The organism is Pseudoalteromonas sp. Z9A4 (genome assembly GCF_011378845.1).
GTDB lineage: Bacteria > Pseudomonadota > Gammaproteobacteria > Enterobacterales > Alteromonadaceae > Pseudoalteromonas > Pseudoalteromonas arctica.
In genome coordinates, this window is record NZ_WTLA01000003.1 from 136,005 (window position 1) to 156,906 (window position 20,902).

Sequence of the window (20,902 nt, forward strand, 5' to 3'; positions counted from 1 at the left end):
CCTCGCGCGCAGTAAAGCAGAAACGCAAAACTACAAAAGCGCGGCATAAAGCCCCGCCTACAAATATAACGCCCGCCCTGTAGGCGGGAGTATACCTCGCGCGCAGAAACGCAAAACCACAAAAGCGCGGCATAAAGCCCCGCCTACAAATATATCGCCAGCCCTGTAGGCGGGAGTTTACCTCGCGCAAATATAGGAAAACCACAAAAGCGCGGCATAAAGCCCCGCCTACAATATAACGCCAGCCCTGTAGGCGGGAGTTTACCTCGCGCGCAGTAAAACAGAAACGCAAAAGCGCGACATAAAGCCCCGCCTACAAATATAACGCCAGCCCTGTAGGCGGGAGTTTACCTCGCGCAAATAATGCTTAGTTTTGCTAAGCACTCTTCTCTTCATCGCGAAGTGTTAAAACTTCGAAGCCCGTTTCTGTTACTAGAACGGTATGTTCCCATTGAGCAGAAAGTTTCTTGTCTTTTGTTACGACGGTCCATCCATCTTTTTTAGTTTTTACCTTCTTGGAACCTTGGTTGATCATAGGCTCTATAGTAAAGGTCATACCTGCTTCAAGTACTAACCCTGTATGAGGTTTACCATAGTGCAAAACTTGCGGCTCTTCATGCATTTCTTTACCAATACCATGACCGCAATATTCACGTACTACACTATAGCCAGAAGATTCAGCGTGCTTTTGAATAGCATAGCCAATGTCACCAAGCGTTGCTTTTGGCTTTACCACCTTAATACCTTCCCACATAGCATCATAAGTCGTTTTAACCAAACGTTTGGCTTCTGAGCTTGTCGCTGCAAAAGTATACATTTTACTTGAATCACTGATATAACCATTCTTCTCTAAGGTAATATCAATATTTAAAATATCTTTGTTTTTTAATTTATAAATATTATTGGGTACACCATGGCACACTACGTCATTAACAGATGAGTTCAATGAATACCGATAGCCATATTGGCCTTTACTGGCAGGACGAGCATGTAACACATTGGTAATATAGCTTTCTACTTTAGTGTCTATATCTAACGTAGTTATGCCCTCGCAAATAAAATCATCAAGCATTTTAAATACCTGAGCTAAAAGCTTTCCTGATTCTCTCATGAGCTCAATTTCTGCATCAGTCTTTATTGTTGCTTTACTCATGTAAAAGATCCTGAATAGTAAGCTTTTCTTTTATAAGTTGTTTTTTAATTATTTCATGGTAGGTAAGTGTCGGATTTAACTCAGCAAGCATGCCTATTTTAATCCAAAACTCTGCTTGTGAATTGATAGATCTGGACATGATATTACTCGATTTTCTAATTTCTTCATGCAGCCCATCTGATATTTTCACTATTCCCATTATATATACCGTATATGATTTATATGTAAATCGTATACATTGAGGGTTGTTATGTCAACATAGACGTTTTACAGTATGTTTTTGCTCACTACCCTTTGTGTTTATATTTAATTATACGGCTAGCACTCTTAAACTGTATTTTTAGGTTAATAAATTTAATGATTATAGTATGCCTGTAGGCAGGAGTTTACTTCGCTCAAAATAATGATTGTTAACTTTTTATTAAATGATGACCCAACAGGTGGTAACTCAGGTTCGCCAACACTTAACGGTAAAGCAGAGCTTGTAGGCTTACTGTTTGACGGTGTTTACGAAAGTATTATTGGTGATTGGAATTATAGCCCAGAGCTTAATCGCTCAATCCACGTTGATTCACGCTACATGCTGTGGGTAATGGATAAAGTAGATAATGCACAAAACTTGTTAGACGAAATGACAATCGTAAAATAAGTAATTAGTGAGATAAGAGAAGGGCGCTTACCGTAAAGGAAGCGCCTTTTTTGTTGGTGTTTGATTCGCTTATTTATGGCTACTAATTGCAGGGCTTTTTATGGTACGCGGCCAAATCACATTGGCGTGATGGTTTGAAAAGCCTTGCCTAATTCGTCAATATTCTTAAATCTAATAGCCTTATCGCTGCTAAGACCTCTATTAATGAAATCACGGACATTTTCTGGTGACTTTTCAGTCTTACTTTTTCCGGTTAACACATAATATAAAATGCGAGTCAACGCGTATGTTTCATGCAAAATACTATAGCTATCAAAGCCTTCCGTAACTAAGCTTGGATCATTATAGTACCCCTTAAAATCTGAATCAGGCGAAGTTAGTTCACTATCAACGATTTTCACTAGTCCAAAATCTGCTATTTTCACTACTGCTACATCATCATATTCTTTAAGTAAGATATTCTTAGGATTAATATCTCTGTGTAAAATACTTTTGGAATGTATGTACGAGAAAGCTCTGAGGATTTGTAATCCTAACTTAATGCGATCTTGGAACGACAACGTGGAATTATTTTTTAACATGTATTTATCTAAAGAGCTGTCCATAAATTCCATAACATACTCATTGTTTTTTTCATTGAACCCATAAACTTCGAGAATATATGGTGAGCTTAGCATGCTCATTTGTTCGTGCTCACGCCTGAACCTTTCAATTTCTTTTGCATTTAGATCTTTCTTTGCTCGTTTTAAAGCAAAATTTTTAAGATAGAAACTGTCGAAATATTTATAGACGTTTGCATAAGATCCGCTACCAAGCGCCTTTAGGTCAGCTGTATTATTTTTATTCTCAATTTTTACAGAGCTTTGTGGAAAAAATATCGGGATAGTGTAATAGAGCTCTAACTTTTCAGTATAAGCGGGAATTGTACTCCCACCACTTTTGCTTAAAAAGCTCTTGCAAAAAGTAAGCTTGTCTCGGTGGTACTCCTCGATAGAGAATGCATGTTCAGAGTTCTTTAAAGATCTCTCTAAAGCTTCAATGGTTTCTATAGAGCTAATGAGATCTCTACTCGGTTCTGCCCAGAAGTGAGCCGAGTCTTCATCTGTCGGAAGTCTATTATTCATCGAATCAAAAAGACTAGTGACGCTAGAGTGAAGCGTAGAGAATAAAATTCTTAACTTGTCACTCTTAATTGATTCGTAAAGATTTTCGAACTCATTATTTAAAATATCAGAGAGCTTTCGGTGATGGCTCTCTATGGCGTTTTCAGCATTCATTAATATTGTATAGCCTTACTTTGATTGCTTGGTATGAATAACGTTACGCAAATAGTTTCAAGTTATAACTAAGAGAACCAACTACCTTTCTTACTTAATACAGAGTAAGTTATGAGAATAGAGACGACAGCTAAACCTAGTCCTACAAATATGTTATGGAATGATATGTATGTAGCGCAAATTAATGTCACTCCACAACTCATTTTTATGGCAATATTTTTGTTTTATTTTAACTCGAACACTTTTGACATACTAATAACTCCTTTTATTACACTGCAGGTTTATTGAAGGATACTTTTATTTTTTACGCTGGAATATCCTTATTTTATGGGCTTCTATTAATAGCAAATTGTGTAAATTATTACCAATAATAAATATTATACTTGGGGTGGGTTATTATATTGTTAGTAAAAGGGCTGACTAGTTGCTATTTAGCCTTGGAATGTCTGCTAATCACTGCCTTTAACTTAAATCAAACCACCTCAGCATTCTTTACTATATTTCATGTGCATTTTATAGCCAAGAAGTGCTAGCTTAGTGGTAAATTAATTGAAGGAAATAATTATGAAATTAGAGTCATTAGCTCTGCACCACGGTTACGAATCTGAGGCTACGACCAAATCGGCAGCCGTGCCTATCTATCACACTTCTTCTTATACATTTGATAATACGCAGCATGGCGCTGATTTATTTGATTTAAAAGTACCTGGAAATATTTACACCCGCATAATGAACCCAACCAATGCCGTACTTGAACAACGTATTGCTGCGATGGAAGGGGGTATTGGTGGGCTAGCCGTGGCCTCTGGGATGGCCGCTATTACGTATGCTATTCAATGCTTGTGCGAAGTAGGCACTAATATTGTGAGTACCAGCCAAGTATATGGTGGCACGTATAACTTATTTGCACATACCTTACCTAGGCAAGGTATTGAAGCACGCATGATAAAGGCCGATGACTTTACCGCGTTCGAGAATGCAATTGACGACAACACCCGCGCTGTTTTTTGTGAATCTATTGGTAATCCTGCAGGTAATATTGTTGATATTGAACGTTTAGCACGTATTGCACACAGCAAAGGTGTGCCGCTTATTGTTGATAATACCGTGGCTACGCCGTATTTATGCCGCCCATTTGAGCTGGGCGCCGATATAGTGGTTCACTCACTTACAAAGTATATAAACGGGCACGGTACTGCTATTGGCGGCATGATTGTCGACTCAGGAAAATTTGATTGGAAAGCGAATGCTACACGTTTTGCAATGATGAACGAGCCCGATCCGTCGTATCACAATGTGGTTTATACCGAAGCCTTTGCTGAAGCTGCATTTATTGGGCGTTGTAGAGTAGTGCCACTTAGAAATACCGGCGCAGCGCTTGCGCCTAAAAACGCATCTGACATTTTAATCGGCCTTGAAACCTTAGGCTTAAGAATGGATCGCCACTGCGAAAATGCACAGCATCTGGCTGAGTATTTAGAAAATCATCCAAAAGTGCTTTGGGTTAATTACGCAGGATTAAAATCAAGCCCGTATAACGAAATGAGCCAAAAAATTACCAGTGGCAAAGCATCGGGTATTTTAAGCTTTGGTATTGAAGGTGGTCTAGAAGCAGGTACTCGTTTTATTGATGCGCTAAACATGATTTTACGCTTAGTTAATATTGGCGATGCCAAGTCGCTTGCGTGCCATCCTGCGTCAACCACACACCGCCAACTAAATGATGAAGAACTTGCTAATGCGGGCGTAAGTCGCGATTTAATTCGTTTGTCGGTTGGTATTGAAAACATTGCAGACATAATTGCCGATGTAAGCCAAGCGCTCGATAAAGCTTAAAATTACATTATTTAGAAATGCTTGTTCAGCTTTACTGTAAATACAGTATCGTTTGTTAAAAAGGTTTAGGTTTTCTAAACTTTTTTAACCATTCAGTTAGCAACAGTTTAAATACAGGCGGTAGGCTAAATATTTATTATTTTAACCTAAATAAAAATGGCTAAAAGTAGTGATTTTTCACAATAGTTGGTATGTTACAAGTAACATTTTATTTAATTGTGTGTGATGAAAAAAAACAAACGTTCTTCTCTTCAAGATATTGCCGATGCGGTTGGTGTAACCAAAATGACGGTGAGTCGTTATTTACGTAATCCCGAAAAAGTATCAGAGTCTACTCGCACTAAAATTAGTGCAGCTATTGATACGCTAGGTTACATTGCAAATAAAGCCCCTGATTTACTCTCTAATGCTAAAAGCTACTCTATTGGTGTACTCGTTCCATCGTTAACGAACCACGTATTTGCTCAAGTTATAAAAGGCATTGAAGATGTAACAGGGCCTGCAGGATACCAAACAATGTTGGCCCATTATGGTTACAACCCTGAAATTGAAGAAAAACGGGTTGAGTATTTATTGTCGTACCACGTTGATGGTTTAATTTTATCAGAAACCACACACACAGACAGAACGCTAAAAATGATTGAAATGTCAGGCGTACCTGTGATTGAAATAATGGATACTCATCACTCTCCTATGCAGCAAGCGGTTGGTTTTGATAACGTTAAAGCCGCTTTTGATATGACGACAGCACTTTTAAATAAAGGCTATTGTAATATTGTTTATATTGGAGCAAGGCTCGATGTACGAACACGCCTAAAATTTCAAGGCTATTCAGATGCTATGTTAGCTAAAGGCTTTACGCCTAAAAGTGTGATGACTGATCAAGCTTCATCTTACAGTTTAGGCGCTGAACTTTTACAAAAAGCGCGTACTGACTATCCAGATACTGACTGTTTGTTTTGTACTAATGATGATTTAGCAATTGGGGCTATTTTTGAGTGCCAGCGAAACAACATTTTAGTGCCTAGCCAAATGGGGGTTGTGGGTTTTCATGGCCATGATATTGGCCAAGCAATGGTGCCTCAATTAGCAAGTGTGATCACACCTCGTTATCAGATAGGTAATGTTGCGGGAAGAGAATTGTTGAGCCGGATTAATTCCGATTTGGATACGAGCATGAATTATAAGCAAGTAATTGATACTGGTTATATAGTTCATCTAGGTAAAAGTGTTTAAATACTCAAATTACATGAGCTTAATTACCTGAGCCTAAATAACAAAAGGCTCAGGTAATTTTTATATGTGTGATAGCTCTACGCACTGTAATTTTACAAAAACAGAGAAATAATCATAGCGACAAGTGCGCCAACAGTACCAATAATGGTTTCCATTACCGTCCATGTTTTAAGAGTTTGCATTTCGCTCAAACCGAGATAGCGACTCGCTAACCAAAATCCTGAGTCGTTTACATGGGAGAGCACAATAGAGCCCCCACCAATAGCGATAGTGACAGCGGCAAGCTGCGCTCCATCAAGGCCTAAAGGCTGAAGCATTGGAATGATTAAGCCACACGCTGTAAGCATAGCTACTGTCGCTGAGCCTTGAATAACCCGCACAGCGGCTGATAATACAAAAGCGAGTATTACAATCGGTAAGCCTGAGCCAGCTAAGTAATTACCCAGTGCCGTACCTACTCCTGAATCAACTAATACTTGTTTAAATACCCCACCGGCACCAGTGACAAGAATAATAATTCCCGCAGGTTGTAAGGCACTACCACAAATTTCCATGATTCTAGCATTAGGGACACCGCGCCTTGCGCCGAGCAAATAAAATGCCATTAGGCAGGCAACTAAAATTGCAGTAAATGGATGACCTATAAAGGCTAACCAATTATATAAATCAGAGTCTTTTTCAGCAAAGCGACTACCAATAGTATTTAAACTAATCATAATTAATGGCAAAGCAATCAAACCTAATGCTAATCCAAAACTAGGTGTGCCTTTACCAACTCTTTGGTTATCGTCGATTTGTTCGTGTTGTGGGAGTTCTACATGAATAGATTTAGAAATAATAGAGCCCCAAATTGGACCTCCTATAATCATTGCCGGTATGGCAGCAATAAGGCCAAATAAAATCATATAACCATAGTCAGCGCCTAATTGAGAGGCAACCAAAATCGGCCCTGGCGCAGGAATAAGAAACGCCTGACAAGACGCTATCCCAGCAAGTAGCCCAATACCAATTTTAACAACGCTGCCACCGCCTTTTCTTACCACAGCAAAAACAATACCGATTAAAAGTACAACGGCCACATCAAAAAACAGGGGGAGGGCACAAATAAAGCCCGTAAAGGTAAGCGCCCAATTAGCGTTTTTTTCTCCAAAACGGTATAAAAGTGTGTGGGCAATACGATCCAGCGCGCCGGTTTCTTCCATTACTTTGCCAAACATGGCGCCTAAAGCGACCACCACCGCTACAAAGCCTAGTGTTCCAGCCATTCCTTTTTGAATTGTAGCGGCAATTATTTCAGGGCTCATTCCTGAGAATAATCCTGCAATCATAGAAACAAGGATCAAAGAGACGACAGCATGTAGTCGTACTTTCATTACTAAGAAAAGCAATAAAAATATGGAGCCTGCCGCTGTTAGTATTAATGATAAATCTGACATTTTTCCCTACTTATATTCAGTGTGAATTATGATGTTTAGTGTGTGTTTAACTTCACTTTCGCATTTGTTACGAGTAACATGTTACCCGTAACTCAATATAATATATACATTGAAAATAATTAATTATTAAATTAAGGCGAGGGTAAATACATGAGTAACACAAATGTAGGTCGTGTTTATATTGTAATGGGGGTTTCAAGCACAGGAAAGTCAAGTGTGGGTGATGCATTAGCAAAGCGCATTGGCGCTAAATTTATCGACGGAGACGACTTACATCCCAAGGCTAATATATTAAAAATGTCATCTGGGCAGCCTTTAAACGATGCTGATCGTGTGCCTTGGCTAGAAAGAATACGTGATGCTGCATTTAGCATTGAAAAGAAAAATGAAATTGCGGTAATAGTCTGCTCTGCATTAAAAAAGAAATACCGAGAACAAATATGTGACGGAAATATAGGTATTACCTTTTTACATCTTTATGGTGATTTTGAGCTGGTTAAAAACCGTATGCAGGACAGAAAAGGGCATTTTATGCCTGTTGATTTACTCAAAAGCCAATTTGAAGCGCTAGAAGTACCAAAAGAAGATGAGCCCAATGTTATAAATATAGATATTAATAACTCATTTGAGCAAGTAGTCGAAAGTTGTATTAGCGCAACTAAAATGAATAGCCACAACAAGTAAAAAGTTTTTAGTTAATCAGTTAACTAAAAACTTTTAACATTTAGGGGCTTTATTTGTTATGAGTTAGCATCTGCTCGTGGTGTTTCTAAAATCGCTTTTTTTTCATCTTCAGATAATATTATCCAATCAAAAATTTCTTCGTTGGTACGCCCACACCCGGTGCAGTAACCGCTGCGCCTTTCGCATATTCCTAGGCAATCAGTTTTAAATTTAGATGGTTTTTTGTTTTGATTTAATTGGCGCATTATTAAAGTCCTAACGGTGGTGCAATTTCAAAGCGAGTAGTGAACCCATTACCTTCTTGATTGGTAGAGAGTGTAATGACAGGGGTTTTAGTATCAAGTACAAAGGTGCTGTAAATTGAACTTGCTGTTTCTTTTTGGCTTTCAAACCAACCTGTTGTGGTTAAGCATTGGCGTAATTGCTTAGCCAGTTTTTGATGGGACTTTACGGTTTGCGTTTGTGTATTAACAGGTGTTTGGCATTGGTAGCTTGTTTGCTCTGACTTATTTAAAGTAACCGTACAGGTTGCTCCAATAATATGAGTATTAGTACGCCATTTATTAGTAAACTGGTTATTTACTTTATCTGTTTTTATTGAATTAAAACCAGATTCATAACCATTTATTAGGTTATTTATGGTGCTGCATTCATCGAGTGTTACTGTGGTTTTTACAGACTGATTCGTTGTAGTAGTGGTTGCTGTAGTTGTAGTCTGATTAGTTTTGCTGGTACAGCCCGCTAAAATAAACGCGATAACTAAAATAAATGCGACAATAGAAGGAATAATATAGTTTTTCATAGTTCACAGTAACCGATTAATTTAGCCACGCACTATATCACACGTGATTTACTGTAAAAATAAAAAGGCCCATATAAATATGAGCCTCTTTGTTAGTTACAACTAATGCTATTTATGGCGACCTTGTAAGCATTTAACTACATCTTCAAGGGCTAAGCCTTGGCGTTGTAGCAATACGGTAAGGTGATAAATTAAATCAGCAGACTCGTTTGTTAGCTCATCGTTATCGTGTTTCATAGCGGCAAGGGCAACTTCTACGCCTTCTTCACCTACTTTTTGACAACTACGGCTTAAGTCTTTTGCAAATAATGACGCTGTGTAGCTTTTTTCAGGGTCGTCGTTTTTACGCGCTACAATCACATCTTCTAACTGTGCTAAAAAGCTTAAACTTGGTTTTGCTTCATCACCAAAACAGCTTTGTGTGCCTAAGTGGCACGTTGGGCCTTCTGGGTTGGCAAGTACTAAAATTGAATCGTAGTCACAATCGGTATGCACAGATACTACGTTTAAGTAGTTTTCTGATGACTCGCCTTTAGTCCATAAACGCGATTTTGAACGGGAGTAAAACGTCGCTTTATTGGTATCAAGCGTAACAGCGAGTGCTTCGCTGTTCATAAAGCCTTGCATTAAAATAACACCAGAGCGGGCATCTTGAATAATAGCAGGGATCATTTCACTTTTAGCGAAATCGACTTGAGCTTGGTTTTGTTGTGTTACTTGCATAATCTTGCTGCCACTTGGTTATCTGTTAAAAATTGTTTTAGTTCGCCAATGTTAATCACATTTTTATGAAAAACGCTGGCGGCTAATGCACCATCTACTTTGCTTTGTTTAAATACATCAACAAAATCTTGCATACTACCCGCACCGCCAGAGGCGATTAAAGGAATGTTACATAGCTCGCGAATTTTACTTAACTGCTCGTTGTCGTAACCGTTACGAACGCCATCTTGGTTCATACAGTTTAATACAATTTCGCCTGCGCCTAAATCTTGTACACGTTTAACCCATTCTTGTGTTTTATAACGCGTACGGCTTGATGCATTAGGATCGCCAGTAAGCTGATAAACTAAATACTCGCCAGTAGTTTCATCAAAAAAGCTGTCTATGCCGACTACTACACATTGCTTACCAAACTCATCGTGTAATTCTTTAATAAGTTCAGGGCGTGCAATAGCAGGGCTGTTAATACTTATTTTGTCAGCACCGCGCTCAAGTACACGCGCTGCATCAGCGACCGATTTAATACCGCCCGCTACACAAAATGGAATATCGATATTGCGTGCAATGCTCTCTACCCAGTTTACATCAAGTAGGCGTTTTTCAACGCTTGCACTGATTTCGTAAAAAACCAGTTCATCGGCGCCAGCTTCGCTGTAGGCTTTAGCCATTGTCAAAATGTCGCCAACAACTTCATGACCTTTAAACTTAACGCCTTTAACTACTTGGCCGTCTTTAACGTCTAAACATGGAATTATGCGTTTTGATAACATGCCAATGCCTCCTCAACGCTAAATGCGCCATCAAGCAATGATTTACCTAAAATAACGCCGCCCACACCTAGCTCTTTAAGCTTTTTAATGTCGTCAAGTGAGCTTACGCCCCCTGAGGCTTGCACTTTAATTGTGCTGTTGTGGCGAGTTAGATCTTCGTAAAGCTCAAATGATGGACCCGTCATGGTGCCATCTTTACTGATGTCCGTGCATAAAAAGTCAATAACACCTAAGCCCACGTAAAAATCTACCAGCTCAAGTAAACCAAATTCAGATTCACTTAACCAACCGTGCGTTGCAGGTGCCCAGCCCGTGGCTGTTTTATTTACATCAAGAGCAATTACAAAGTGCTCTGCGCCAAATTGCTCAATCCAGGCTTTTACTTGTTCGCGTTTTTCTACTGCCATTGAACCAATAACAACTTGGTTTGCACCGGCTTTTAGCCAATCACTTACATCTTGCTCTGAGCGGATACCGCCACCTACTTGGTACGGTACGTTAAGTGCTTTGGTTGCAGCTTGAATATGTTTCCACTGCTTTTTACTTGGATCGCGTGCACCTTCTAAATCTACAAGGTGTAGTTTACCTGCGCCACTGTCGGCGTATTCTTTTAAACGCGCGCCAAGTTCGAAAGGGTAAAATTGTGCTGTGTCGTATTTACCTTGGTACAAGCGCACAATTTGATTTTGTAATACGTCTAATGCTGGAATAATCACAAATAATCTCTTTTTTGTTAGTTAATGGACAGCTTACAACTGCCAATCAACAAAATTTTGTAATAAACGTGCGCCAACTTTTGCGCTGCGCTCTGGGTGAAATTGCATGCCCGCGTAATTGTCTTTAGCAACAATGGCTGAAAAGGTTTGACCGTACTCGCCGCTCACGAGTGTGGCGTCGTTTACAGTGTGCGCAAAGCTATGAACAAAATACACTTGCTCATCAAGCGTTAGCCCTTTAGTTAACGCATGCTCTTTGTTAACGCTTAAGTTATTCCAACCCATATGCGGCGACGTTAAATTGCCTACATCAAGCGCTTTTACTTGTCCTGGTATTTTACCTAGGCACTGTACGTTACCTTCTTCGGTGCTTTCGCACAGTAACTGCATACCTAAACAAATACCCATAAGCGGGCGCTGGTATTCATTTATAGCTTGTTGCCAGCCGTTATCGACTAGGCGTTTCATAGCAACCGATGCATGACCTACGCCTGGCAATATAGCGCGCTCAAAACCCGCTAATTGCTCTGGTGATGTAATTACTGTTGGTGTTTGCCCTAAGCGTTCAAACGCAAAACGTACTGAATTTATATTGGCACAACCGGTATTAATTATGGCAATCATAAACATCCCTTAGAGCTGGCTGTTTGTTGGGTCGTGTCTTGTGCTACTGCCATACGAAGAGCGCGTGAAAATGCTTTAAATAAACCTTCTACTTGGTGATGGCAGTTACCGTCGCTTACCGATAAAATAAGGCTAATGGCGGCGTTATCACTTAAGCTCTTGAAAAAGTGCTCAACCATTTGTACGTCTAAATCGCCTGCTTTTTCGCGGCTAAAGTTAGCGTTTAATACAAACGATGCACGGCCCGATAAATCAATTTGTGCTTCAGCTTTACATTCATCCATAGGTAGCGCAAAACCATAGCGTGCAATTTGCGATTTAGTACCGAGGGCTTGTTTAAGTGCGACACCTAAGGCAATACCAATGTCTTCAACAAGGTGGTGCTCGTCTATGTGTAAATCACCTTTGGCTTTAATGTTTAAACCAATGTTTGCGTGCGTGCGAATTTGATCAAGCATGTGATCAAAAAAGCCAAGTCCGGTGTCAATGCTGCCATTTTTAGTTTGATCTAGGTTTATGGCTACATCAATTTGGGTTTCTTTAGTGTTGCGTGTAACACGACCTTCGCGGTTTGCAGTGGTCAATTTAGTTACTATTGCACTCCAATCGCCGTCGTATAAAATACCTTCACAACATAAATTTTGAGCAAGACCAATATCTGTTTCACGGTCGCCAATAACAAAAGAGCGTGCTAAATCTACTTTGCCTGAGCGCATAAGCTCGGTAAGTAAGCCTGTTTTAGGTTTACGGCAATCGCAGTTTTGCTCGTTAAAGTGAGGGCAAATTAATACGGTCTCAAAGCTAATGCCTTGGCTTTGCATTATGTCCATCATTTTGTCTTGTGCAATATCAAAGTCAGCAGTCGGGAAGCTATCTGTGCCCAAACCATCTTGGTTAGATACCATAACTAAACGGTAACCTGCAGCTTGTAATTGTAATAACGCAGGGATAACGCCAGGTAAAAATGCTAGCTTTTCAAGGCTATCTACCTGTTTGTCGGTAATCGGCTCTTCAATAATAGTGCCGTCGCGGTCGATAAATAAATAGGGGTTACTCATGATACTTCGTTTCCTGCTAAAGATGCTGCGGTAGCTGGCGTTTGTAAGCCATCTAACCAAATTTTTACTTGTTCAAGTTCTTGTTCACTGCCAATTGAAATTCGTAGCCAGTCGTCTTCACCGTATAGCGTAAAAGCGCGCATAACCAAACCTTGCTCAAGTGCAATTTTAAAGTAGTTTTTATCGGCTAATTTTAAAGTAACAAAGTTACCTCCACCAGTGAGAATTTTTAATGCAGCAGGGGAGGCGTTTAGCCAATCTACCAATTTAGCTTTTAAGCTATTTAAAATAGTCACTTGGCGACGCATTGATGCAATTGCATCAGGTGCAATTGCTTGCGCTGCAATGCTTGCTATTACGCCAGATACCGGATACGGCGCAATGACTTTACGAATTGGCGCAAGAGTTGCTGCTTGTGCAAGGGTAAAGCCTGTTCTGAGGCCTGCTAGTGCAAAGGCTTTAGAAAGCGTACGCAAAACCACTACATTGCTAAATTCATTAACAAGCTTAGTCGCGCTTTGCTCTGGGCAAAACTCTATATAGGCTTCATCAACAATTACCAGTGCTTTACCCGTTAGTGCCGTTGCAATTGCTTTTACTTTATCAAGTGGCGTTAAGCTGCCCGTTGGATTATTTGGGTTACAAATAAATACTAGTTTTGAGCTGCCAACAGCTGCGACTATTTCGTCAGCACTGCCACTTAATAATAATTCTTGCGTAAGCGCATTAATGCCAACGTTGTGTGTATCGGCGGTTACTTTGTACATACCGTAGGTTGGTAAAAATAACGCGATGCTGTCTTTAGCTGGCTCACAGTATGTGCGCACTAAAAGCTCAATGCCTTCATCTGCGCCGCGCGTCATTAATACATTTTCGCTTTCAAGCTCTGTATAAGCGGCGTAACGGTCAATAACCAGTTGCGGTTGTGGATCAGGGTAGCGATTTAAATCTTCAATACTCAGTTCAAGATTTTTAGCATACGGGCTTTCGTTAGCATTTAGCCACGTAGTACCGGTTAGCTTTTCACTTTTTGCAGAGCTGTATGCAGCAAGGGCTGCAATATTTTTAGGTAATAAGCTTGTCGCTTGTGCGCTCTCACTGCTCATTTTTAATTGCCTCTAAACGAATTGAAACCGCATTAGCGTGGGCATCAAGGCCTTCTGCATCTGCAAGTGGTAAAATAGCTTTCGAAAGCTCAGTTAATCCACTTTTACTTATTGTTTGCACTGTATAAGTACGGAAAAAATCAAGTAAGTTTAAGCTTGAGTACGTTGCACTGTAGCCATACGTTGGTAATACGTGGTTAGTACCCGATGCGTAATCGCCTGCTGATTCTGGCGTGTAGTCACCTACAAATACTGAGCCTGCGTTTTTAACTTTATCTAGGTATGGTGTTGCATCAGCTAACTGTAAAATTAAGTGCTCTGGTCCGTACTGCGCCGATACGTCAAATGCTTGCTCAATTGAATCAACTAAAATAAGCGATGAATTAGCGAGCGCTTTTTCGGCCGTGTCTTTTCGGCTTAAGTTAGCTAGTTGCCGTGTAAGCGCCTGCTGTGTTTGTTCTATAATATTCTCGCTGTTACATAATAAAATAACTTGCGAGTCTGCACCGTGCTCTGCTTGTGAGAGTAAATCGGCGGCTATAAATTCTGGGTTCGCACGTTCATCTGCAATAACAAGTACTTCAGACGGACCTGCTGGCATATCAATTGCCATACCCGGAATAGTTTGCGCAACAAGCTGTTTAGCCATTGTTACAAAGCTATTACCTGGGCCAAATATTTTGTTCACTTTAGGAACCGATTCGGTGCCATACGCCATTGCTGCAATTGCGCCTGCGCCACCACTTTCTATTAAAGTAGTAATACCGCATAACTTAGCTGCATATAAAATAGCAGGGTTAATGGCTTTATCACCTTGTACTGGTGTAGCAAGTACAACGGTTTTTGCGCCGCTTAATTGCGCCAATACACCCTGCATAATAACCGACGATGGCAGTGGAGCACTGCCACCGGGTACATAAATACCGACTGCTTCGATGGCTTGATATTTCAGTTCACATACAACGCCTGGTTGGGTCGATAATTTAATATCTTTTGGCAATTGCGCTTCGTGAAAACGTTTAACGTTTGCATAAGCGGTATCAATTGCGTATTTAAGCTCTGCACTTAGTGCTTGCTCTGATGCGTTAATTTCATCAAGCGGAACACATAAGCGAGGGTTAGATCTATTATCAAACTCTTTAGCCATGCTAAGTAAGGCTTCATCGCCTTGCTCTTTTACGTTAGCTAAAATAGTTTTGCATATAGCTTCAACCTTGGCGCTGGCAGAAACTGCAGGGCGCATTAGCGCCGCTGCTTGTACTTGTGAAGATTCCTCATTCCAACGAAGCATGGCACTTACTCCATCATTTTTTCAATTGGCATAACTAAAATAGAGTTAGCGCCTAGGGCTTTTAACTGCTCCATTGTTTCCCAAAATAATGTTTCGCTGCTTACCATGTGAAGTGCTACGTATTCATCGTTACCAGCAAGGGCAAGTAGAGTAGGTTGACCAGAACCAGGTAAAATTTCACAAATTTCATCAAGTTTGTTTTTTGGTGCGTGTAGCATGATGTATTTGCTTTCTTTAGCTTGTCTAACACCACGTAGGCGCGGCATAAGCTTATTGATTAGTGCTAGTTTATCAGCATCTTGAAGATCTTTATTTTGAATTAAACACGCGTTTGATTCTAAAATTGTTTCGCCTTGAATTAAGCCGTTAGCTTCAAGTGTTGCGCCAGTAGATACTAAATCACAAATTGCATCAGATAAACCCGCACGCGGTGCTACTTCAACAGAACCCGTAAGCATTACTGTACTTGCGTTAATACCTTCGCGCTTTAACCACTGAGTTAAAATTTCTGGGTAGGTAGTCGCAATACGTTTGCCTTCAAACCAGCTCTTATCACGAGCGCCAAGCTCTTGTGGCCATGCAAGTGCAAGGCGACAGTAACCAAAGTCTAGTTTTGAAAGTTTGGTTACTTCACTTGGAACACCTTGGCGCATCCGTTCTGCTTGAACTTCTACTAGTACGTTTTCGCCAACTATGCCTAAGTCACATACACCGTCCATTACTAAACCCGGAATATCGTCATCGCGCACACGTAGTACGTCAATTGGCATATTAGTTGAGTGTGCAATTAAGCGTTGTTCACGAAGGTTGAGTTTAACACCTAACTGTTTAAGCAGATCTTGACAATCTTTAGATAGGCGGCCGCCTTTTTGGATGGCGATACGTAGACGATTACTGTTGTTCATTATTCATTTTCCTTTAATTTAAAAACTAAAAACCCCGAGGGGAACCTCAGGGCGAAAATGAATCAATGTTATTTGAATCGCCAGAGGTTCCTTTTAGGAATAACCTCTCAGCGAAAGACCTGACAGGTTATTCCGGTGAATGGTGGTGATGATGTACTGTTGTCAGGTTTAAGCGCATTTTTTATCCTATGTAACTGCCCGTTGTTTTGTTAACGTGCAGTTGTTATCTGTTTAAATAAATTTCGCATTCATAAAAACATAAACAGCTATATTATGGCAAGTTTTTTTTAGCTTAATTAAAGCATATGTTATAACTGTCGATAATATTAAGATAATAAGCGCAATTTTCGCCAACAATTGGTTGTTTACCACTCAAACCAAGTGGTTAATTTATAAAATGAAAAAATAAGGAAGTACTTATGGATATTATGATCCCTTATTTAGGAAGAATAACTAGGCTAGAAGTTGAGTCAAAAAGTGCTTTTCATATTGCGGGTGTGCAAAGTGGCGCTGCCGCTGAAAAAGTTGAACTAGAGAATAAAAAAAGGCGTGAGTTACAAAAAAAGAAACAGCTCAATATGCTTGATGATCAAAATAGTAAAAAAAAGTCCAACCTAGATGATGACGAAAACACCCATTTAGATACATGGGCTTGATAATACCAACTTTACTAAATACATAAGCAATCAACTCAAAAAGGCCCTGCGGGCCTTTTTACTATGTATTTTGCTTACGCCAATTAGCTTAAACTCTTAAGCAGATTGGCATTACTCTTGGTTTTTGCTTTTAAATATATAAAAGCTAAATATAGCGAACACACATATTTGAGCCACAATACCTTGCCATGTTGACTTTATACCAAGCCATGCAATATCAAAGCTCATTGGTAGCGGCGCAATACCTATTATGTCGGCCTCTTGTAATGCAATAACGGCTTTGCCCATAAGTACAAACGAGAGTGCAAATAATAGGTAAGTGGTAATTGCAAAAAACTTAGCAACCGGTAATTTAATTGAGTACTTAATTAATACCCACGTAATAATAGCCAGTATTGCTACAGCTATCGCAAAACCCGAAGCAATAGATGAATATTGAGCAGGCGAGCTTTGCGTTAATAAAGACTGATAGAACAGTACGGTTTCGAATACTTCACGGTATACGGCTATAAACGAAAGCCCTGCTAAACCCCATAATGTACCCGACTCAAGACGCTTATCTATATTGTCTTTGATGTATTTTTGCCATTGCTGCGCACTGGTTTTACTGTGCATCCATACGCCAACATAAAGTAAAATTACAGCGGCAAACAATGCACCAGCACCTTCCATAACTTCGCGACTTGCACCACTTATTTCTATTAATGTTTGCGCCGCAGCCCACGTTAAGCCACCAGCAATAAGTGCGGTTACCCAACCAACATGTACATATTTAAGTGCGTCTTGGCGTTTAGTTTTAATAAGTACGGTCATAAGGGCAATAATAACGAGGAGTGCTTCTAGGCCTTCGCGTAGTAATATAACTAAACTCGCTGAGAGGAGTGCACCATCAGTTAGTTTGGTTTCGTTTAGCATGCTATCTGCTTTAGCGAGTTGAGCTAGCGCTGAACTTACTTTTTCGTCAACGATGGCTGCATCTTTCTCGTTTTTAAATGTTTGGCGCAGGTTCATCAGTTGTACTTCGATGTTTTTACGCAGTGTTTCGTCGTAGGCATTTAAGTTGTTTTCAACAAGCTCAAAGCCATCTAGGTAAGCGCTAATTGCTAAATCACTTGCTTGTGAGTAATTGCCTTTAGCATGCGCGGCTTGCGCTGCAAGCAACTGTGTGCGAGTAACCGTTAACGGATTCTTTTTACCGGTAAATAGTTGCTCTGGATTACCACGAAGCCATTTAACGTAATGTGCTTGTGCTTCACTTTGACCTGCCGATAATTGTGCAGGGTTTAAGTTTACAATCTGCGAAGCGGTAATGTTTTGCTCTAGATTTTGTGGTTTTTGAACATCTTTAAATGCCAAGCTACCTACATAAAAAGCTAAAGACCAACGTTGTTGTTCATTAAATTGAGTAAAAGCAACCATTGGCGTGTCGTTAATACCGTTACTTACAGCGTCAAATAAACCCATTAATGAGCGGTTAGTTGCGCGTTCTTCATCGGTAAAGTTGGTAGGCTCTGGCGATAAGCTTTTTGCAAGCGGGCCGTCGCCTTGACCACTAGGGCCGTGACACATTGAACAGTTAGCAGCAAAAAGCGCTTTGGTTTGCTCAACAGGAAGTAGTGATGCAGGTAACGATAGTTGCGGCATAAAGGTAAGTAGCGACTCACGAAGCGCTGAGCTTGCTGCACGTACATCGGCAACACTCGCTTTATTGGCAATCGCTGTATGCAGGGCTTTAGCTTGTGCCTTTACTGTATCAAACTCATTTGTTTGGCTTGATAGCTGTCCAGCTTGCTCAATAATAACGTGCGAAAATTCAGTCATTTCTTGATATTCGTCAGGATCAAGTATTTCACCATTCCCAACAGCTGCCACGTAATCAACACCTACATACTCTGCAAGCTGTGCAATTTGTTTTATTTTTGTTTGCTCATTAGGCGAGGCTGAAACACTAAAGCTTGCCATGACCATTATAAAAAGCATAAAAAAACATTGAAATTGTCGTTTGCTCAGAGACACCAAATTTAAAAACATGTGAGAATTATTTATGGACATCGAAAAGCCCTGTAGAGGAAAAGTCAAAATTATAATTGTTTTCATTTGCATTTCAAGCGGATTAATTTAAACAAAGCAGATAAATAAAAAGAATAACAATTTATAGAACTTTAAAGTGTTTTTGTAACACATGAGTAACAGTAACCAAGTGGTTTTTATAATAACTTGGTTACTGAATGCGTTGCAGACAAAGCATTTATTACTTGGCTTGCTCAGCTGACTTAATGCTGCTTTGAATAAGCGGCGAAATAGTTAATCCTTGTACAATAATAGAAAATATAACCACTACGTAAGTAACAATAACGATTAGGTTATGTAGGTCTGAACCGCCTACAAAAACTTGCTCGCGTGGGATTGCTGCCGCCATTGCCAGAGCAAGGCCACCACGTAGTCCACCCCAGGTCAAAATTTTAACACTGTGTTTATCGTAAGTTCTAAAGCGTTTAAAAATTACAAATGGTGCGCCTACACTTATAAAGCGTGCTAGCAGTACAACAGGTACCATTAATAACCCTAAACCAATTTCGCCAAGCGTGATTGGCATAGTGACTATTAGCATACCTATTATTAAAAACAGTAGAGCGTTTAGAAAGCTGTCGGTTGCATGCCAAAAATCTTTTACGTAGCGCGTGTCTTCGGGACCCGTACGCTCGGTTGCTTTAGTGCGGGTAATATTACCCATTAATATGCCACTGGTTACCATGGCAAGTGCGCCAGATATTTCCCAAATATTTGCTGCAGCAAAACCTGCTGTTGGGATAGTTAAGGTAATTAATAAGCGAATATTTACATCGCGGCTATTAATAATTAAAAAGTGGCCAACTAATGCAATGACTAAACCAAACGCAATGCCCCCTATTGCATCAACAAAGAATAGCTCTGCTATGTCACCAAATTGTGCATCTGTGCCATAAAAAGCAACAGAAAATATAGTGGTAAATATAACTAAACCAATACCATCGTTAAATAGCGACTCACCTTCTACTTGAACTGAGATGCCTTCTGGCGCTCGCATTTGTTTAATAATAGCAAGTACAGCGATAGGGTCGGTTGGGCTAATAAGCGCACCAAACAGTAAACAATAAATAAAAGGGACATCAAAACCAAAAACTGAAAATAAATAAAAGCTCAAATAACCCACTATAAATGTGGAAGCAATGGTTGAAAACAATACCAGGGCAGTAATTTCCCACCGCTGCTTACGCAGGGCAAGTAGGTTTATTTCGAGCGCACCCGCATAAAGTAAAAACCCCAACATGCCTTTAAGTAGTAACTCGTTAAAGTCAATACTGGAAACAATTTGGGTCATTGCTAATGCGTTCTGATCGCCTAATAATTTTACTGCAATAATCAGTAATAAAGAAATAACCACAGAGCCGGTAGTAATGGCAATGGTAGTTTGCATTTTGAGGATGTACTGGTTTGCAAAGGCTATAAAAATTGCAATTGCAGAGAGAAAACAAATGAGGTACCAAGCATTCATTGATTAACCTTAACTATTTTTTAAACGACACACAAAAAGGAGGATTATAAACCCGCGTATGTTACTCCTGTAACTAGCAAGAGTCACAGTGTTTATGGCAATTTCGTTACTTTTTATTATGTCCAGTAGAGACATTTAGTTAACGTGAAATTGCCAGTGTTATCGATTGTAATTAAATTTTTAATGGCAGGTTTATAACTGCTTTTTCGTTTTTAATTTAACTAAAAAACGATGTTTTTGTGTGACTTTGTAGGTAAGAGTAACTTAATGTTTACACTTTGTTCCTTTTTGTTAGAGCTGTAGCCAAGATATTACTGTTAACCATTTGTAAATTTTGGGTTTAATTATTTATCTAATACTTTATTTGTAAATTAAATGTTTAATTTACAAAAAGTCAATTTGTAACATAAGCTGATCCCTTATCGGGGACAGGCGTTCTCGGTTA

The 20,902-nt window shown here is 39.7% G+C and carries 20 protein-coding genes and 1 pseudogene; 5 read left to right on the forward strand and 16 right to left on the reverse strand.

The features are described from left to right. Positions 1–376: 376 nt before the first annotated feature. Entirely contained in the window at positions 377–1,153 is a 777-nt protein-coding gene (gene map / locus GQR54_RS03985; RefSeq protein WP_166376612.1) for a type I methionyl aminopeptidase, read from the reverse strand. After that, positions 1,146–1,352: a ParD-like family protein gene (locus tag GQR54_RS03990; protein WP_024596935.1), complete on the reverse strand. Its 207-nt coding sequence runs from the start codon at positions 1,350–1,352 to the stop codon at positions 1,146–1,148. Before GQR54_RS03990 ends, map begins: the two co-directional genes overlap by 8 nt. A 210-nt stretch (positions 1,353–1,562) precedes the next feature. Here GQR54_RS03990 and GQR54_RS03995 point away from each other — a divergent pair. Further along, a pseudogene (locus tag GQR54_RS03995) lies at positions 1,563–1,802 on the forward strand (S46 family peptidase); the annotation flags it as partial. Between the two features lie 116 nt (positions 1,803–1,918). On the opposite strand, the gene GQR54_RS04000 reads toward GQR54_RS03995, so the two are convergent. Then, positions 1,919–3,079, reverse strand: a complete 1,161-nt coding sequence (locus tag GQR54_RS04000; RefSeq protein WP_166376613.1) for a protein kinase family protein — start codon at positions 3,077–3,079, stop codon at positions 1,919–1,921. Between the two features lie 564 nt (positions 3,080–3,643). On the opposite strand from GQR54_RS04000, the gene GQR54_RS04005 reads away from it, so the two are divergent. Next, the gene (locus tag GQR54_RS04005; RefSeq protein WP_166376614.1) at positions 3,644–4,915 is read left to right on the forward strand and encodes an aminotransferase class I/II-fold pyridoxal phosphate-dependent enzyme; all 1,272 of its coding nucleotides are present in this window, start codon (positions 3,644–3,646) and stop codon (positions 4,913–4,915) included. A 225-nt stretch (positions 4,916–5,140) separates the two neighbouring features. Beyond that, positions 5,141–6,151 (forward strand): gluconate operon transcriptional repressor GntR, encoded by a 1,011-nt coding sequence (gene gntR / locus GQR54_RS04010; RefSeq protein WP_166376615.1) that lies wholly within the window; start codon positions 5,141–5,143, stop codon positions 6,149–6,151. A 92-nt stretch (positions 6,152–6,243) separates the two neighbouring features. On the opposite strand, the gene gntU is transcribed toward gntR, so the two are convergent. Beyond that, positions 6,244–7,587 (reverse strand): gluconate transporter, encoded by a 1,344-nt coding sequence (gene gntU, locus GQR54_RS04015; RefSeq protein WP_166376616.1) that lies wholly within the window; start codon positions 7,585–7,587, stop codon positions 6,244–6,246. A 150-nt stretch (positions 7,588–7,737) separates the two neighbouring features. Between gntU and GQR54_RS04020 the strand changes: the two genes are divergently transcribed. Continuing rightward, complete coding sequence (locus GQR54_RS04020; protein ID WP_166376617.1) at positions 7,738–8,271, forward strand: gluconokinase; 534 nt, start codon at positions 7,738–7,740, stop codon at positions 8,269–8,271. 56 nt (positions 8,272–8,327) lie between these two features. On the opposite strand, the gene GQR54_RS04025 is transcribed toward GQR54_RS04020, so the two are convergent. The 10 genes from GQR54_RS04025 to hisG all read right to left on the reverse strand — a co-directional run bounded on the left by GQR54_RS04025 (position 8,328) and on the right by hisG (position 16,266). Next, positions 8,328–8,516, reverse strand: a complete 189-nt coding sequence (locus GQR54_RS04025) for a DUF1289 domain-containing protein (RefSeq protein WP_002960277.1) — start codon at positions 8,514–8,516, stop codon at positions 8,328–8,330. 2 nt (positions 8,517–8,518) lie between these two features. After that, entirely contained in the window at positions 8,519–9,073 is a 555-nt protein-coding gene (locus GQR54_RS04030; protein ID WP_166376618.1) for a hypothetical protein, read from the reverse strand. 108 nt (positions 9,074–9,181) lie between these two features. Further along, positions 9,182–9,796, reverse strand: coding sequence for a bifunctional phosphoribosyl-AMP cyclohydrolase/phosphoribosyl-ATP diphosphatase HisIE (hisIE, locus tag GQR54_RS04035; RefSeq protein ID WP_166376619.1), 615 nt, complete (start codon positions 9,794–9,796; stop codon positions 9,182–9,184). Then, positions 9,787–10,566, reverse strand: a complete 780-nt coding sequence (gene hisF, locus GQR54_RS04040) for an imidazole glycerol phosphate synthase subunit HisF (RefSeq protein ID WP_024611092.1) — start codon at positions 10,564–10,566, stop codon at positions 9,787–9,789. The genes hisIE and hisF overlap by 10 nt, the downstream gene beginning before the upstream one ends. Continuing rightward, complete coding sequence (locus tag GQR54_RS04045) at positions 10,548–11,282, reverse strand: 1-(5-phosphoribosyl)-5-[(5-phosphoribosylamino)methylideneamino] imidazole-4-carboxamide isomerase (protein ID WP_010552951.1); 735 nt, start codon at positions 11,280–11,282, stop codon at positions 10,548–10,550. The genes hisF and GQR54_RS04045 overlap by 19 nt, the downstream gene beginning before the upstream one ends. Before the next feature lie 33 nt (positions 11,283–11,315). Then, positions 11,316–11,906, reverse strand: coding sequence for an imidazole glycerol phosphate synthase subunit HisH (gene hisH / locus GQR54_RS04050; protein ID WP_002960265.1), 591 nt, complete (start codon positions 11,904–11,906; stop codon positions 11,316–11,318). Beyond that, positions 11,903–12,964, reverse strand: a complete 1,062-nt coding sequence (hisB, locus tag GQR54_RS04055; protein ID WP_024598085.1) for a bifunctional histidinol-phosphatase/imidazoleglycerol-phosphate dehydratase HisB — start codon at positions 12,962–12,964, stop codon at positions 11,903–11,905. The genes hisH and hisB overlap by 4 nt, the downstream gene beginning before the upstream one ends. Next, positions 12,961–14,070 carry a histidinol-phosphate transaminase gene (gene hisC, locus GQR54_RS04060; RefSeq protein ID WP_166376620.1) on the reverse strand — a complete coding sequence of 370 codons (1,110 nt, stop codon included), beginning with the start codon at positions 14,068–14,070 and terminating at the stop codon, positions 12,961–12,963. The genes hisB and hisC overlap by 4 nt, the downstream gene beginning before the upstream one ends. Further along, positions 14,060–15,361, reverse strand: a complete 1,302-nt coding sequence (hisD, locus tag GQR54_RS04065) for a histidinol dehydrogenase (RefSeq protein WP_166376621.1) — start codon at positions 15,359–15,361, stop codon at positions 14,060–14,062. The genes hisC and hisD overlap by 11 nt, the downstream gene beginning before the upstream one ends. A 5-nt stretch (positions 15,362–15,366) precedes the next feature. Beyond that, a complete protein-coding gene (gene hisG, locus GQR54_RS04070) occupies positions 15,367–16,266 on the reverse strand; it encodes an ATP phosphoribosyltransferase (RefSeq protein ID WP_166376622.1) in 900 nt (299 codons plus the stop codon). A gap of 419 nt (positions 16,267–16,685) precedes the next feature. Between hisG and GQR54_RS04075 the strand changes: the two genes are divergently transcribed. After that, positions 16,686–16,922 (forward strand): hypothetical protein, encoded by a 237-nt coding sequence (locus tag GQR54_RS04075; RefSeq protein WP_166376623.1) that lies wholly within the window; start codon positions 16,686–16,688, stop codon positions 16,920–16,922. A 111-nt stretch (positions 16,923–17,033) separates the two neighbouring features. On the opposite strand, the gene GQR54_RS04080 is transcribed toward GQR54_RS04075, so the two are convergent. Together GQR54_RS04080 and GQR54_RS04085 are read right to left on the reverse strand one after the other, a co-directional pair. Next, a complete protein-coding gene (locus GQR54_RS04080) occupies positions 17,034–18,890 on the reverse strand; it encodes a cytochrome c/FTR1 family iron permease (RefSeq protein ID WP_166376687.1) in 1,857 nt (618 codons plus the stop codon). Positions 18,891–19,173: 283 nt separating this feature from the next. Next, positions 19,174–20,457 carry a sodium:proton antiporter gene (locus GQR54_RS04085; protein ID WP_007580638.1) on the reverse strand — a complete coding sequence of 428 codons (1,284 nt, stop codon included), beginning with the start codon at positions 20,455–20,457 and terminating at the stop codon, positions 19,174–19,176. Between the last annotated feature and the right edge of the window lie 445 nt (positions 20,458–20,902).

What these genes read in the sequence shown, in the direction of transcription:
- map (WP_166376612.1), bottom strand. Translation starts at nt 1,153, where the DNA reads ATGAGTAAAGCAACAATAAAGACTGATGCAGAAATTGAGCTCATGAGA.
- GQR54_RS03990 (WP_024596935.1), bottom strand. Translation starts at nt 1,352, where the DNA reads ATGGGAATAGTGAAAATATCAGATGGGCTGCATGAAGAAATTAGAAAA.
- GQR54_RS04000 (WP_166376613.1), bottom strand. Translation starts at nt 3,079, where the DNA reads ATGAATGCTGAAAACGCCATAGAGAGCCATCACCGAAAGCTCTCTGAT.
- GQR54_RS04005 (WP_166376614.1), top strand. Translation starts at nt 3,644, where the DNA reads ATGAAATTAGAGTCATTAGCTCTGCACCACGGTTACGAATCTGAGGCT.
- gntR (WP_166376615.1), top strand. Translation starts at nt 5,141, where the DNA reads ATGAAAAAAAACAAACGTTCTTCTCTTCAAGATATTGCCGATGCGGTT.
- gntU (WP_166376616.1), bottom strand. Translation starts at nt 7,587, where the DNA reads ATGTCAGATTTATCATTAATACTAACAGCGGCAGGCTCCATATTTTTA.
- GQR54_RS04020 (WP_166376617.1), top strand. Translation starts at nt 7,738, where the DNA reads ATGAGTAACACAAATGTAGGTCGTGTTTATATTGTAATGGGGGTTTCA.
- GQR54_RS04025 (WP_002960277.1), bottom strand. Translation starts at nt 8,516, where the DNA reads ATGCGCCAATTAAATCAAAACAAAAAACCATCTAAATTTAAAACTGAT.
- GQR54_RS04030 (WP_166376618.1), bottom strand. Translation starts at nt 9,073, where the DNA reads ATGAAAAACTATATTATTCCTTCTATTGTCGCATTTATTTTAGTTATC.
- hisIE (WP_166376619.1), bottom strand. Translation starts at nt 9,796, where the DNA reads ATGCAAGTAACACAACAAAACCAAGCTCAAGTCGATTTCGCTAAAAGT.
- hisF (WP_024611092.1), bottom strand. Translation starts at nt 10,566, where the DNA reads ATGTTATCAAAACGCATAATTCCATGTTTAGACGTTAAAGACGGCCAA.
- hisH (WP_002960265.1), bottom strand. Translation starts at nt 11,906, where the DNA reads ATGATTGCCATAATTAATACCGGTTGTGCCAATATAAATTCAGTACGT.
- hisB (WP_024598085.1), bottom strand. Translation starts at nt 12,964, where the DNA reads ATGAGTAACCCCTATTTATTTATCGACCGCGACGGCACTATTATTGAA.
- hisC (WP_166376620.1), bottom strand. Translation starts at nt 14,070, where the DNA reads ATGAGCAGTGAGAGCGCACAAGCGACAAGCTTATTACCTAAAAATATT.
- hisD (WP_166376621.1), bottom strand. Translation starts at nt 15,361, where the DNA reads ATGCTTCGTTGGAATGAGGAATCTTCACAAGTACAAGCAGCGGCGCTA.
- hisG (WP_166376622.1), bottom strand. Translation starts at nt 16,266, where the DNA reads ATGAACAACAGTAATCGTCTACGTATCGCCATCCAAAAAGGCGGCCGC.
- GQR54_RS04075 (WP_166376623.1), top strand. Translation starts at nt 16,686, where the DNA reads ATGGATATTATGATCCCTTATTTAGGAAGAATAACTAGGCTAGAAGTT.
- GQR54_RS04080 (WP_166376687.1), bottom strand. Translation starts at nt 18,890, where the DNA reads ATGGTCATGGCAAGCTTTAGTGTTTCAGCCTCGCCTAATGAGCAAACA.
- GQR54_RS04085 (WP_007580638.1), bottom strand. Translation starts at nt 20,457, where the DNA reads ATGAATGCTTGGTACCTCATTTGTTTTCTCTCTGCAATTGCAATTTTT.